This window comes from Sporanaerobacter sp., from assembly GCF_047830725.1.
GTDB lineage: Bacteria > Bacillota > Clostridia > Tissierellales > Sporanaerobacteraceae > Sporanaerobacter.
Map to the genome: position 1 here is coordinate 381,165 of NZ_CP181252.1, position 15,231 is coordinate 396,395.

Below are 15,231 nucleotides of genomic sequence, written 5' to 3' on the forward strand. Positions count from 1 at the left end.
TCCTCCTATCCTTTATAGGGTACAAGTTGAGTTTTCAAATTTCTTATGCCGCCTCTTGGATCTTCTACATCTCCATCATATCTTGGTATCATATGAACATGAAGATGCATAATAGTTTGTCCGGCACTTTCATTTATATTTATTCCAATATTGTACCCAGTCGGTTTATATTTAGAATCAACAATTTCTTTGCATTTTTGTACAATTTCATATATAGCTATAAGCTCTTCTTCTGTAGATTCATAAAAACTAGCATAATGCCTTTTGGGTATTATCAATACATGTCCTAAATTTACAGGATACTTATCATATATTGCAAAGACAAGTTCATTTTCTGCAATTATATCTAAAAACTCTCTACCGCAAAACAAGCAACTCATTTTTCTTCCTCCTTGAACCTTCTAGCAAAATACTGTATTTCTCTATACTTTAAAATATCCAGATAATGTTTTATAAAATTTTCATCAATGAATGGACTCAGCTCATCCGTTATGCTAAATGTATTGTTGATTTCATCATGAGCAAAAAATTTGCTTCTTGATAAAAACTTTATTGGATTTTGTACTGCTTCTTTTGTATATCTTTCTAAACTCCACTGTTTCCAATCTTTATGTTTTTTATCTCTAAAATCTTTACTATGTACTTTATCGTTTGAATAATAATCCATAAAGGACTTGCCTACTTCTTCTATTGAAACTTCTGTAACCATTTTATCACCTTTTATAAATGACAGCAAAACAGGTATTTTATATGATTTGGACATGGCAGTTTTCTCAATTTCTATAAGAAATTCTTCTCCAACTGTATCAATCCATTTCTTTTCAATTTCATTTAATTCATCTATTTCATACAAAAACCTTAAATATCCTTTTTTTAAGTATTCCCTCATGGGAATATCAATTCCCTGATAAATATCTACTCTATCAGGTCTTCTCTCTAAGCTTTCTTTCAATCTAAAATATTCTTCTCTCATCCTCTTTTTTAGAGGATCTCTTTTTCTCATTTCCTCAAATAAATCCATCAATTTTAAATCAAAATTAGTTGTACAGTCCTCTGGCAAATCAATATTGCACATGTATTTTGGTGAAGTTTCCTTTATATATAAAGGATTTTCTCCTGCCAAAAGTTTAGGAATATAATGAGCCTTTTTATAATTGCCAATAAAGTCAATCACAACAAGATAATCCTTATCTTCAAACTTTCTCAATCCTCTTCCCAATTGCTGCAAAAACACCACATAAGATTCCGTTGGCCTTAAAAACAATACTGTATCTAAAGATGGAATATCTACTCCTTCATTAAATATATCTACTGCAAATATAACTTGAATTTCTCCTCTTTCAAGTTTCTCTATTGCCTCATCTCTATCCATGAAATATTTAGAACTACTATTTGAGCTGTGAACTGCCACAGATTTAATTCCATTTTGAGAAAAGTACTCTGCCATATATTCAGTATGAACTATGGAAGTGCAAAACCCTATAGTTCGCTTTCCTGCAAATTTTAGATAGTTTGAAAGAATTAAATCAGCCCTTTTTTCAGTAGACAGCAATTTTTCCAGTTGCTCTATATTGTACTTTCCATTTTTGTATTCTATCTCATCATAATTCGTATCATCATATACTCCATAATACTTAAATGGCACTAAAATATCCCTATTTATTGCGTCCTTTAGATTGATTTCATAAATAATATTGTCATTGCAAATTTCAAATATATCCTTGTTGTCCATCCTATATGGTGTAGCAGTCAATCCCAATAAAAATTTAGGTTTAAAATAATTTATTATTCTAGTATATGTAGCTGCAGCAGCATGATGAAATTCATCAACTATTATATAATCAAAATAATCTTCAGAAAAATATTCTTCACACAGGTACTCATCTTTTCCAAGAGTTTGAACACTTGCAAAGATTACATCTCCTTTGGTGTCCTTTTTATCTCCCATAAAAAAACTCATATCAGAATTTGGTCTCACATTGTTGAAAGAATCATATGCCTGTTCCAAAATTTCCTTTCTATGAGCTATAAACAGTACTTTTTCAAAATTTAAAGAATCAAAAGCCGACAAATAAGTCTTCCCTGTCCCAGTAGCAGCAACTACCATGCCTTTATCTATTCCTTCTTCTCTGGCTTTTTTCAGTTCATAAAGTGCCTCTATCTGATGACCAAAAGGCTCAATTTTCTTGGGTACCTCTATTTTTTGAGTTTCTTCTATCTGTTTTATTATTCTTGGCTTTACCCAGATAGATGCATACTGTCTCAACTTTTCATCTGTTACCTCATCTGACTGGTTTTCATATATATAATCAAATTCATCTTCAAATCCCTGAAAATCCTCTGGAGATAATTTTTTATCTAATCTATAGTTCCATTCTACCCCTTCAATCAAAGCAGAACGTGACATATTAGATGAACCAATATACAATACACTTTCACTTTTTTTATTTATTATATAGGTTTTAGGATGAAATGCTATTTGAGGTACATTGAAAAATCTTATATCAACTTTATCTCCTAATCTATCTTTTAGATAGTAAATACAAGATGGCTCCGTAATATTTAAATATGTTCCAGTGATTATTTTTAATTTAGTTCCATTTGAAATGGCTACCTCTAAATCATCCCCAATCAGTTTAATACCAGATTCCATTAAAAATGATACTATGAATTTCATTTCAACAGCATCATTTATATCAGATTTTAATCTTTCATATAAATTGTTCTTTTGTCCAGTAATTGCATTCATAATCTTTTCACCTTTTTCATAAATAGCAAACATAGTATAACTTCTATACTTGTCTACAATTTCCTTCTTCTTTCCTTAAAAATTTTCCAAATAAAAAATAGGTGGCAAACAAAACGTCCCCTTGCCACCTTTGAAAAAACTTAAAGCTTATTTAATTTCCTTTATTACTCTTACAACATCTTGTTTCTCAACTTTCTTATCAGTTTCATCAACTTTCTTTTCAAGTGCAGTTAATTTTTCATAGTTTTGTTTATATCCATCAAATAATACTTTATCATTTGTGCCCATTATATTTTCCAGTCTAACTATATCCTGCTTTGTAGCCATGCTTTCCTTCATCTTTTGCATTTCAATATATATTTTTTCAACAAATCAAAAACCTTATTAGCTATCCCCAAAATCTCCTTTAAATATCATTTTATATTTATATTATAACATAACCAAAAACCGTCAAGCAGCACATACTCTACCCACATTTATGTGCCCTATTTTTAAAAATTATTTATGTTAGTTTCTCTTTTGCAAAAGTTTTCAATATATCTGAGCTAGGATGATCAGCTAGCGACACAAGTTTGTTGGCTAATACTACAGGAATCAGAGAATTGTAGTATAAATCACATTTCAAATCAGCTACAGTATTCAAAACAATCTCTGCATTTATTAAATCACTTAGTTTTGGAGATACAAGTGCTTCTTTTGTTGGTATTGTAGCCACATAAATATTCTCATATTGAGATTTATAAATTACCTTAGCTCCATAATAACTTGTACTTGCATATGGATCATTGGAATTTATATCTCCAGGAATGATATATTTATAAATATATCTATTATTTAGAATCATTGCATCTCGTTCTTCTAGCCTATCTGAAATAGAAGCTGCATGTTCAACGAAGCTGCCACTTTTTTCTAAGCCAATTAGATTAATAGTATATTTAGCATTAAGATAATTAATTAATTCACGCATAGGCTGGTGAATTCGAGCTGTTTGTCCAAAATAAGCCAACGGTCCATCTTTTATGAAAATTGTCTCTTTCAGAATTTCTGGTTTAATTTCAAGTATAGTTTTAATCAAATATACAATCAATAGTTGCTCAAACGCAGTCGTTACATATCCTAAAATGCCACCTGCTCCAAGCTCATCATCAATCGCTTCATGAAGTCTAAAAACATCAGTTAAATATATTTTCTGGCCACATCTAGGACATTTGATTGTATATTTATTATCAAGTTCTCTGCGCCTAATTTTGACTCCACCATTATTTTCTGGTGAACAGCATGGACACGATGACAAAAACCACTCATCTCTTTCACTTTCATACTCAGAAAAAATCAACCATTTTAATGCCTTCATTAATCCATTTTCTTCAATTGAATTCATAAAAAATTCATAGATTGCTAATCTTACAGAATTTGTTAAATTAGCTTCTCCACAATAAGTCATTCCCTTGGTAGGAATAACTAGTTTAAATCTCTGAATTTCTTGAAGTTTAGCCATGTCATCTGGATCAATAAATGGTTTTTGCTTCAAATCAATTAAATCCTTGTGTTTAAAAAACAATACTCCAAATTGAAAGAAAGCCATCGTAGCTGAAGGAAATTCATTTTTAATAATCTCATTCCTATATCCCCCATCAACAGCTACAATATTTCGGATATTATTATTATCCGATATGTCAATAGTAGTTCGAATTAGATCAATATCTTTCTCATCAGATTCTGACGCTGGTATCCAACAATTTTCAATAAATTTTTTGACTGTTTCATCATTTATAATTTCTGTGTGAGCTGTCTTACTTGCTCTTTCAAAAGGTTTATTTGAATATATGTTACTATATCCCATATCACACCTCCTTTGCTGAGAATCTATCGATTTGAACAGGAACGATAAAGGCGTTGGAATACGTTTTCATTCTGATGAAACCTTTATCACTACCAGCACTATATTTAACAAGGCTCTCACAAAAATCATCAAAATCATAAAATTTCCTTATTTCCTTCAGTTCATCATCATTATTTAAATGAGCTATAAACCAATTTTGAGTATTCTTTAATATATTAGAACTAATAGAGCTAACTTCCTGTGTTGCATATATCATTCCTATATTTAGTTTAGCTCCCTCTTTTGCAATCCTATTATAGATTTGACTTAAATCCTTATCATCTTTCTTCGGAAACAAATTATGTGCTTCTTCAAAATAAAACTGAATAAAATTATTCGGCATCATATGGACAAATCTATTCATTGAATCATTAAAAATACTCCAACAAATCTTTTCTGAATAAGTTCGTTGTATTGTAGGTGAACCTTGAGAAAGGTCAATAATAACAATGCCACCTTTTCTTAAATGACTGACTATCTCTTGAGAAAATGATTCTTTGGTTGTATTTGTATGATATTCATTTAAAGGGTTAAGTTTTTTGTACCCAGAACAATTCGCAGCACCTTTAGCTGTTCTTTTTTTGGTCAAAAAGACAAGTATAGATTTTAATTCCTCATCAGCCCAATCATGTCCTTTCTTCTTCTTATAATTAATGAAGAAATCATCATCTTCATTCTCTCTAACCCATGTAAACCAATCACATGCTTTCTCCAATGTAATACCTTTGGATGGATCCCCACCACATTTTAAATTTAAATCTTTGTTACCACTAAAACGTACTTTATAAGAATCATCCACTGCAAAGCCAGCTCTGTACAAGCAGCACTTATATGCAGCTATTTTTCTTTCCCACCTAATATGTGCAGAAGAATTTGCAGCTTCAGGCTCTTTTAAGTCTATCGCAAGAAAACTTTTGATATAATCTACACTTTCATCTGCAAGTAATGAAGTAATCAATTCAAAGCCAGATCCAATATCTTCATAAAAATTAGTTTTCATTACTTTGAACCCATCTTTTTCAAGAACACTATATCTTTCTGTAATCGAACTAAACATATCAAATATTGCTGTCCCCTCATCTTGCAGATTCTTATTAGCATATTCTCCATTAATGTCAAATATAATTTGACCTACCTTGTATTTTAACGTCCCATTATCATTAAATGGATCAAGTAGTTCAGCAACATTATCGTCTTTAACATAGTCGATAGGTAAAACCTCTGTTGCTTTCTCACTGATGGTAGCAGTTGCTTCAATAATTTTCTTTACTGTATTCGACTTACCTGTTCTCGTCATACCAAATGTTGCAGTCCTCTTACCTATAAAGTCTTGAGGACTCACATATACTGGAACTACTTCTTGCCGTTCTTGAAACCTTAAACTAGAGCTATATCTGACTTTTCCTATTTTTACATCCGTAGGCCCACCAGGAATAGTTTTCCCATCCCTAAAATTCACAATGCTTTCCAAAACTTTTCCCATTGGCTTGTATGCAGCATAATTATGAGCACTATAATAGTTCTCTACATCTGCTCCAAAAGATAAGTTTTGTTTATCATCCATATAAAAAGTTCCCAATATTCGACATTCAAGCCCAGAAAAACTAAAAGAATATCTCGTGAAATCATCTAACTGATTAGATCTCCCAGAAGTTTTTATATTATCTTTATAATACTCAACCATCGATGCTATTACCTCATTATCAGTTGGTAATTTTGATGGTTTCAGTGCCCTCAAAAGAAGACATTCTTGAACATCATCAGCCTCATTTGCATAAAAAGCTAATAAAAAAGTCCCCTGGGGTATTCCACCTACTTTTTCTTTCCACGCATCAGTTACTAGCAAGAATGCTTTATCATAATCAAGATAATATGGTCTTCCCACGAATAAATCCTTGACTTTGGCCTCCTCAAAAATATTTACATTGGCCATCGATTTTACAGTATCTTTAATATTCATCCCAATTACTCCCTTTCGTTAAATTTGCATTTATGGTTGGATCTTCAAATCTAATCGCAGATTGCTTTCCGTATTTACTATTTAATTCTATGCTAATCCATCTTCTTTTTAATCGTTCTGCACAAAAACCTGTAGTATTAGAGCCTCCAAAAGGATCTAATACCAAATCACCTTCATCAGTAAGAAACTCAATAAAAAAGCTAACTAATTCCATTGGCATCCTTGCTGGATGTGGTACCATGTCCAGTTTCTTACAACGTCTCGTAAAATAATCATTCGATTTAGTATTTGCAATCTTTAATGTGTTTTGTGGCAATCTTACTTTATCCCCTGGATTTACTGGTTCAAATTCCAAAAAATTTGGCATTATACTTCCTTCATGTCGGGTTAAAAATCCATCCTCACTGATTATATGATCTGAAGGACGTTTTCCCGCATTGTATGTTCCTTTTTTAAATAATTTCTCCATACTTTTACTATATGGTCTAAGCACTTTCTTATTATCAGCCTTCGGATAATCGCTTTTTGCCATCCACCACACATGAGTAAAACTATCTATAGTTCTTATTCTATTGATGGTAACCCATTGAGCTGGAGATGGTAATCTTGCTGGATTATAACAAATAAATTCTTGACAAAGTCTTAAATTAGCATCTGGGTTCTCAAGAAAAGCTATCAATGATTTCATACTTAATAAGGATTGGACCGGACGTCCCTTTTCCCATCCATTACCAATTTCTATTACTATTGAACCATCTTCAGCAAGAAGTTCAGAAAATAATGGGGCTAGTTTCGAAATCCACTCAACGTATTCGTCACCTTCCAAATTTCCATACTCCTTTTTTTTATTTAATGGAAATGGAGGAGATGTAATTATTAATTGCACTTTACCCTTAATAGTCTTTTGTTTTGCCAGGATTTTTAATTGCTTTGTGCATTCACCTAAATAATATTTACCTAAATCAGTGCTGTACAATATTTTGGCCATGTCACATTATCTACTCCTTAACTAAATTTTTATTCCATCAATTTTCTTATCATCTTCACAATATCATCATTTTTATTTGTTTTCAAAGAAAATATCGATAACTTTCTCTAATATATATTAATGTTGTTTTTTATTTCTATATCTACTTTTTATGACTAAATCTTTTTATAAGGGAATACTCCAACCATTTTTTAATTTATTAATAAAGTTTTATAAAATAATAAAATCTTCTTCTAACTCATGATTATTAGGATAAATCTAACCTCCTTCCTTAAAGTGGCAAATGGACGTTTTACCACCATCTCCATATATTCTCCATATATTGGAACAGAATATATGGAGAGTATATAACTTTATAAACTTAAAGTGCTTTTATCACAAAATCATAATCAATTATATTTGTTTTATAGCCATTTGCTTCGATTTCAAAAACTTATTTTTCTCATAAATAAGCAAAAGAACCTGGCTTTTTATATACTATTTTTCTTATATATATTATATATAATTCGAATACCATTGTATAAATATCTGCAATCTCTTTGTTGCTTGTTACAATAATATCGCTAGATTTTATATTCTCCTAATGGTATGTCACCAAACCTATATACCGCATCTAAATTTGTCTTAGTTATTGCAACAAAATAGTTATAATTTTTATTGAAATTTCCAACGTCATCCAATGTTTTTATCTGTCTTTGGTTATAGGCTTTTTCATAAAATAATTTTGAGCATTTTCATATAAGTTACATTCTACATTTTCTAGCTTAGTCATAGAATTATCTAATCCATAACCCCCTTGTCTTGCTTTCCAATTGCCAGTGTCTACATAATCTATATAGTCTTCCTTACCAATTTCTTTTGCAAACGTATATAAATATTCCTTCCATTTCTTATATTCTTCCTTGAAATATATAGATGATAAAAATTCTGACCACATACTATTATTAGGGCAATATAAGCATCCTACTCTCCTAAAGCCATATTTATATGCCTTATTAAAATTAATCTTTTCAGAAAGAATATATAGCCATACATCATCATCACTCCACTCTATAATAGGAGCTGATACAATCTGTCTCGAAATTTTAGGGCTTTGAACAGTCCTTAAGTATTTACTTCGTGAAGCAGATTCACTTTTTCTAATACCATAGAATGTCAAAATTTTCTTACCTATAGTATCATTAAAGCTTCTTGAAATTGGCCCAGTCTTGAAAATAGAACAACACCATCTCATTACCCTGCTAGGTGGCCCAAAAACATCACATAATTCAGAAAAATTCTTATCTGAACATGTTGCCATAAATGGGGTAAACATATTATCTTTTTTAAATTCTTCAAAATATTTATATGTTGTTGGAAATTCAAGAGTTGTATCTCCGAAAATATGGAGTATTGTATTATTGCCTGTGGTTTTTCTAACTAAATCAGAAGTAACAGTTGAATCTTTTCCTCCTGACCAAGAAACAACAGGCTGATAATTCTCATATTTACTTACAGTTTCTTTTATATATTGATTTGCCTCCATAATTATTTCATCTAAATGTTGCTTATTACCTTCTACAAAATTACTAAATTCTTCATTATCTTCTTCTTTATAATTTGATATATTTTCTCTTATTTTCTCTATTTCTCTTTCATTATTCAATATACTTGAATAATTCACCACTATCCTTTCCCCATTTATTAAATAATAATTTCTTCCTAAATTCCAAACTTGCTCACTGGTTACATCTTTATTAAGTAAATATGATAAAATTATTTTTTCATGCATAAAAACAGGTATAGCCTCTTCACTCAAAGGTTCTGTTTTATTATTGCATAATTTACACGTTTTATTTTTTGTGGGATATCTACAATTTTTACACCATCTAATCATTTTCATCCTCCGTTAAAATCCAAGTATCCTTAAATGAACAATATTCTCCATCCTTTTTATGCAATATATCAAATTTACTATCAATCAATCCGATATTTTGCATTACAATTTTATTTTTTGATGTAAGGTTATATGGAACAATAAATTTTATTATTAAAGGATCTTTCATGAGTATATCTAATTTATTTATATCTCCTTCAATTTCCTTAATGACCTTGTTCACATAACAAGACCTATAATATAGAAGTTTATTTTTACTAATACACATTCCTTTTGAGCATCTAAATATTCTGCATTTAAAACATATATCCGTTCCTTCTTGGATAGGTTTGTTGCCAGAAGTAGCAGTTTTACCAACAAATATTTTTTTTATCTCTTCATATTTGCCCATCTCTAAATAATAAAGTATTATGTCTCCTAAACTGTATATTTCCTGTCTATTAGCCTCACTAACTAAATCAATAAAAGTTCTAGAATATGCATTGTTTAAATATATTTCCTTGAAAGGTTCTGAAACCATTTTCCATAAGTCAGGGCAATCTATTTCCTTTATACCTTTTGATTTTGCAAGTTCTTTTGAATTTTCACATATATTAAATTCATCTATTATGTTATTTGTAAAACATATCTTATTGAAAAATTCTTCAACCCGTTCCATTATTTTTTGGCCATATAAAGTCAAAATTATATTTCTCTCGTTTTTATAGTCATTTATAATATTTAGCTTATATAGACTACTTAAATGCTTATCTGAAAAATAACTTGCATCTATCTTTCCAAAATTCAGCCTTAATAAATATATAACTATCATACAAGCTACTATTTCGTTAGTACGCAAATCGAGCAATAAAATATTTTCACCATTATCCACATACTCAGTGTTTAAAATAGAATTCCTTCTATATGCAATGCATTTAGTATCTGATTTAAGATTGACTCCTATATCATTTAATTCTTCCACCAACATATAGTAGTCTTTTCCTAAATACTCAGCTATAGCGTTCACTGCATCATATGTAATCACACCTTTTTCTATTATTGCTTTATAAAAATCATCTTCATCATTTATTTCATATACCTTGTCATTAAATTTTAAAACCATAGCATCGTATTCACACACTTCAGCACTCTGATTACCATCTATAAATACTTTTCTATCAATATCTTTAATAAAATATTTATCCTTGATAAACTTCTCCATTTCTCCCATGTCATTCCCATACTCGCTTCTTATGGCCTCTAAAGTTTCCCTCAATAAAAAATAATTGCTATTGACAAATATAAATCTCTCATCTTTCATCAATATGGCTTTTATATAATCTTCTGATACTTCTCTACCATAAATGCTTTTGTAATCTATTTTTGCATTAGCTAAACTCATGCCAATATCAAATTTTTGCATTTCTTCAAATATATCATCTTCAAACTCTAAAGTGCTTACTTTTTCCATACAAAACACTCCTAGTCTTTATTCAAAAAATTAATTCCTCTTTCATTGAAATCTACCATCATTTCAAATACATCTTCGTACTTCTCTGATATGTCTATATTCTTTAAATCTTCATAATATACAAATCCATTCTTCAGTCCAAATTTTAGCAGTGAATCCATATCGGTAACTTCAATTAAATCATTATCATCATCTATTTCTTCCAATGGTTCTATATATCTCTCACATTCAGTATGATCAAAAATTTCATATTCATTTTCATATTCATATTTTGTAAATATCCTTATGATATTTGATGATATAAATTCCAAAATTATAATATCTCCCTCAACCAATTCTTTCCTTTTAAATATTCTGCTTACACCGTATAGATCATTTGGCTGATGTTAAAAGAACAAGAATATTTGTTGTGATCTTTATCAAATACACATACCTCATTGTTTAAATATATATTAAATATTTTGGGTATTTTGATACTGTAGCTATTTATAATGGTGTCTACAAGTCTATATGCTATAACAGTATTGCCATACTCATTGATATTTTTCCCGAGCAGATACCCAAGTCTTCTATTGTTGTTTGCATCAACAATGTTGGAATAATATTTTATATTCCCATTTTGGACTTGAGAAACTAGTCCATAAAACCCATGTCCTAAAGTAGCAATTCTTTCATCTAATTGCATTAAAGTATAAACAGTTGTCTCTTTTGCCAAAGTTTTTTCTTTTATACATTCATATATATCATGATAATGCATAGCACTTTGCTTTTTTTCTAGCAATTCTACTACCAAATCCACAACAAATATATGCTCATCTACTCCCCACTCCCTCAAACCATAAATTCCTGTAAAAGTCCTAACAAATAAATCTTTTCTCCTGTCTAAATAGGAAAGTATAAGTCTTAGATTTGTTTTTTCTCCAGTTATTCTTATATATTCCTCCATTACAACTGAATAATGAACAGGTTCTCCAATTTTTTGAAAAATCATATACAATATGGTATATCTATCAAAATGTTCTTCTGCAAAATAACATGAATTTTCACTTTCATTTATATAAAATCTTTTATCTTTTTGGATAATTGACTTAAAAAATTCTTTTTCTCTCCATTTTTCTATATTGAGTTGAGTATACATATTATCTAAATTTTCAGTACCTACAAATTTCTTTCTTTTCTTATCAACTATATAATCTAAATAATTGAGAATATGCTCATATTTATCTTTGGTATAAACATAGACATTATCCACAACTATAAGTTTATCTTCTATTAAATTCAACAAGTTTATAGCCTCTATAATATCCCAATCCCCAAAGATTTTTTCAATTTCTCTTAAATCTTTCTTATACTTTAGACATAAAACTCCATAATCACAAATTAAATCTTGAACAAAAAATATATATTTTCTAAATTGTTTTTTACAGTTGTGATGTTTGAATTTTTTACTTACTTTTTTGACAATTTGCCTGACCCTTTCTCTAGTCAACCCATAAATATCTCCAACCTCTTGGAGAGTCACTTGTTTTTTTCCTAGCTCATATCTTTTGAAAAGTTCCCAATTTCTACTTGATATTTTTGATTTCTTTTTGAATTTTAAAATATCTTCATTTAAGTCATAACAAAAATCCTCATAGTCTTCCCAAGAGGATAGGACATATATTTTATATCCAACACGCTTAAATTCATCATTACTTGACAATATTTCTTCCAATTCTTGTTCATCCACATGCACAATGACTCCAAGAATATCTATTATTTGAAAAACACGCAAAGGTTTTCCTGCTTTGTATAACAAATTGAAAACTAATTCAAATAAGTCTAACTTATCTACATACTTTATTTTATACATTATATTTGCGATATCATTTTCCGCACTTTTTTCTTTTTCAGAATAATAATATTTCTCCCCATCAAAATGAATGCAATCATAGCAATTTAGTATAAGTCCCAGTTTTCCCATGTCTATTTCATTTATGAAAAATAGTTCATCAGCAATTTCTTCTATGTTCATAGGAGTTTCTGCATTTTTCAACAATTTGTATACGACAGATTCAAGATCCATTTCATTTAGTATCTTTAGATATTCAAGAGACCTATGCACATATACGCTCAATTCATCATACATAAAATCACCCTGTATTTTCCCAATATAACCAATATAATATATTACTTCTACATTTTTAACGAAATTCCTTCTCATTTCCTAAAAATTTTGCCTAAAAAAAGGTGGCAAACAAAACGTCCCCTTGCCACCTTAAAACTCATCTTCATGTCTTTTGAAAAATTCATAGTATGTTCTCACATTCTCCAATTCTGTCCACTTTTTCACATCAACTGGATTTGCATCAAGATCATATATTTTTGCTCCATGCATGGAGAGCAAAAATGGGGAATGTGTTGATATGATGAACTGGCAGCCAAAGAACCTTGCTGAGTCCTCAATGAATTTCATCAATTCCATTTGACGTTTTGGAGAAAGACTGTTTTCAGGCTCATCCAACAAATAAAGCCCATTTTCTTCGATTTTTTCTGTGAAATACAAGAATGCACTCTCACCATTTGAATATTCTCGTACATTATCCATCAATTCATTTCTCACAAAACGTGACTGAGTTTTACTTCTTGCAGTAGTTATTTTTCTAAGTTCCTCATAATCTTTTATAGAACTCATTTGAAAGTCAGAATATTTCGCATCCAAATATTCTTCAAAAAGCTTTTCACGTCTTTGGTCAATTCCTTCATTGAGATTCCTAATGTTAAGCATATAATCAAATACATCATCACTGGTGATAATTCTACTATTTTCAGGTATGTCATCTCTAAGCTCCATATCGCACATATCGACATAGTTTATATAGAAATTGGATTTATTGTAGATGGAGTCACGATTTATTCCTGTTTTTTCTGCTATGACGTTTAATGCTGTTGATTTTCCTGAACCATTTCCCCCATATAAAATCGTCACTGGCTCAAAATCAATTCTTTCAAAACCATGTCTTGACAATACATTGAATGGATAGAACGAATCATAGCACGTTCTTTTTACACTAATGAAAAAATCAAATTCCCTATCCCTATTAGGAAATGTAAAAGCATTTAAATAAATCATTGTCATCTTCCTCATTTAACATTTTGTAAATAATGGCAAAGGGTGGCAAACAAAACGTCCCCTTGCCACCTATTTTGCTAAATTATATATTGCTTGGGCAAATATCTTTGCATTTAGAACAATATCGCTTATGTCCATATATTCATTTGGATTGTGAGATATTCCATCCTGCCCTGGAAAAGAAGGTCCGAATGGTACAATATTAGGCATTATCTTGGCATATGTGCCTCCTCTTGTAGTAATAGGTGTGCCATCTAAATTTGCAACTTCTTCATATGCTTTTTGCAAAGATTTGACTAAAAATGAGTCTTTCTCAAATTTAACTGGATTATAGTTTAATAGCAATTTCATTTTTATATTTTCACTTAACTTTGATTGTATCTTTTCTAATATTTCATCAATACCAACAATGGCTGGATAGCTTAGACTAATATTGAATACAAATTTTGACTTTTCTATTCCAATATCATAATTTCTCATCTCCATAGTTCCAAATTCTTCATCACCAAAATCAATACCCAATCTATCGCCATTTTTCTTGCTAGAAAGAATGTATGTATTTAAAAAATCGGAGAATTCCTTAAAAGCTTTTTCATAATTTTCATCATTGTACTCTATTTGAAATTGAATATTTGCTCTTCCTCTTTCTCCATAGACAACTGGATATTGACAGTCAGGAGTAAATCCCATTATAGGAGGCTTTTCCTTTTCTAAATAGTATGGGATATCATTGAATCCACTTTCTTCATCGGTACCAAATATGATTCTAACTGGTTTACTTAATTTAAGTTTAGCTTCCTTGATAGCATATAATCCATAAAGTGCCGATATAATCGGACCTTTGTTGTCCAATACACCCCTACCATACATTTTCCCATTTTCAATATGTCCACTAAAAGGTGGAAAAATCCAACCTTCTCCTACAGGAACTACATCTAAGTGCCCTAAAATTCCTATATAGTCTTCACCTTCGCCATATTGGGCATATCCAATATAATTATCTAAGTTTTTCGTTTTAAATCCTAGTCTTTCAGCTATTTCTAATCCTTTTATCAATGCATCTTTGGGACCTTGCCCAAAAGGAGCAGTATCCTTTGCTTCTCCCTTGACACTAGGCACATTGACAACTTCTACAATGGATTTCAACAATTCTTCTTTATATTCTTCAATTTTATCGTTTAAAATTTTCTCCACTATTCATCCCAGCTTTCTTA

12 protein-coding genes are annotated in these 15,231 nt (G+C 30.2%); all 12 read right to left on the reverse strand.

All coding sequences use genetic code 11. The features are described from left to right. Nucleotides 1–5: 5 nt before the first annotated feature. The 12 genes from ACFWUA_RS01835 to ACFWUA_RS01890 all read right to left on the reverse strand — a co-directional run bounded on the left by ACFWUA_RS01835 (nt 6) and on the right by ACFWUA_RS01890 (nt 15,211). A complete protein-coding gene (locus ACFWUA_RS01835; RefSeq protein ID WP_416198472.1) occupies nt 6–380 on the reverse strand; it encodes an HIT family protein in 375 nt (124 codons plus the stop codon). Continuing rightward, nucleotides 377–2,782, reverse strand: a complete 2,406-nt coding sequence (locus ACFWUA_RS01840) for a DEAD/DEAH box helicase family protein (protein WP_416198473.1) — start codon at nt 2,780–2,782, stop codon at nt 377–379. Before ACFWUA_RS01840 ends, ACFWUA_RS01835 begins: the two co-directional genes overlap by 4 nt. A 114-nt stretch (nt 2,783–2,896) precedes the next feature. Continuing rightward, entirely contained in the window at nt 2,897–3,076 is a 180-nt protein-coding gene (locus ACFWUA_RS01845) for a hypothetical protein (protein ID WP_416198474.1), read from the reverse strand. Between the two features lie 175 nt (nt 3,077–3,251). Then, on the reverse strand, nt 3,252–4,592 hold the full coding sequence (locus ACFWUA_RS01850; protein ID WP_416198475.1) for a hypothetical protein: 1,341 nt from the start codon (nt 4,590–4,592) through the stop codon (nt 3,252–3,254). A 1-nt stretch (nt 4,593) separates the two neighbouring features. Beyond that, nucleotides 4,594–6,591 (reverse strand): ATP-binding protein, encoded by a 1,998-nt coding sequence (locus ACFWUA_RS01855; protein WP_416198476.1) that lies wholly within the window; start codon nt 6,589–6,591, stop codon nt 4,594–4,596. Then, nucleotides 6,581–7,579, reverse strand: coding sequence for a DNA-methyltransferase (locus ACFWUA_RS01860; RefSeq protein ID WP_416198477.1), 999 nt, complete (start codon nt 7,577–7,579; stop codon nt 6,581–6,583). The genes ACFWUA_RS01855 and ACFWUA_RS01860 overlap by 11 nt, the downstream gene beginning before the upstream one ends. Before the next feature lie 685 nt (nt 7,580–8,264). Next, nucleotides 8,265–9,455: a phosphoadenosine phosphosulfate reductase family protein gene (locus tag ACFWUA_RS01865; protein ID WP_416198478.1), complete on the reverse strand. Its 1,191-nt coding sequence runs from the start codon at nt 9,453–9,455 to the stop codon at nt 8,265–8,267. Further along, the gene (locus ACFWUA_RS01870) at nt 9,448–10,905 is read right to left on the reverse strand and encodes a hypothetical protein (protein WP_416198479.1); all 1,458 of its coding nucleotides are present in this window, start codon (nt 10,903–10,905) and stop codon (nt 9,448–9,450) included. The genes ACFWUA_RS01865 and ACFWUA_RS01870 overlap by 8 nt, the downstream gene beginning before the upstream one ends. Nucleotides 10,906–10,916: 11 nt before the next feature. Next, the gene (locus tag ACFWUA_RS01875) at nt 10,917–11,216 is read right to left on the reverse strand and encodes a hypothetical protein (RefSeq protein ID WP_416198480.1); all 300 of its coding nucleotides are present in this window, start codon (nt 11,214–11,216) and stop codon (nt 10,917–10,919) included. A 47-nt stretch (nt 11,217–11,263) separates the two neighbouring features. Further along, nucleotides 11,264–13,033 (reverse strand): sigma factor-like helix-turn-helix DNA-binding protein, encoded by a 1,770-nt coding sequence (locus ACFWUA_RS01880; RefSeq protein WP_416198481.1) that lies wholly within the window; start codon nt 13,031–13,033, stop codon nt 11,264–11,266. 129 nt (nt 13,034–13,162) lie between these two features. Continuing rightward, entirely contained in the window at nt 13,163–14,017 is an 855-nt protein-coding gene (locus tag ACFWUA_RS01885; protein WP_416198482.1) for an AAA family ATPase, read from the reverse strand. A 69-nt stretch (nt 14,018–14,086) separates the two neighbouring features. After that, nucleotides 14,087–15,211, reverse strand: a complete 1,125-nt coding sequence (locus ACFWUA_RS01890) for a Sapep family Mn(2+)-dependent dipeptidase (protein ID WP_416198483.1) — start codon at nt 15,209–15,211, stop codon at nt 14,087–14,089. Between the last annotated feature and the right edge of the window lie 20 nt (nt 15,212–15,231).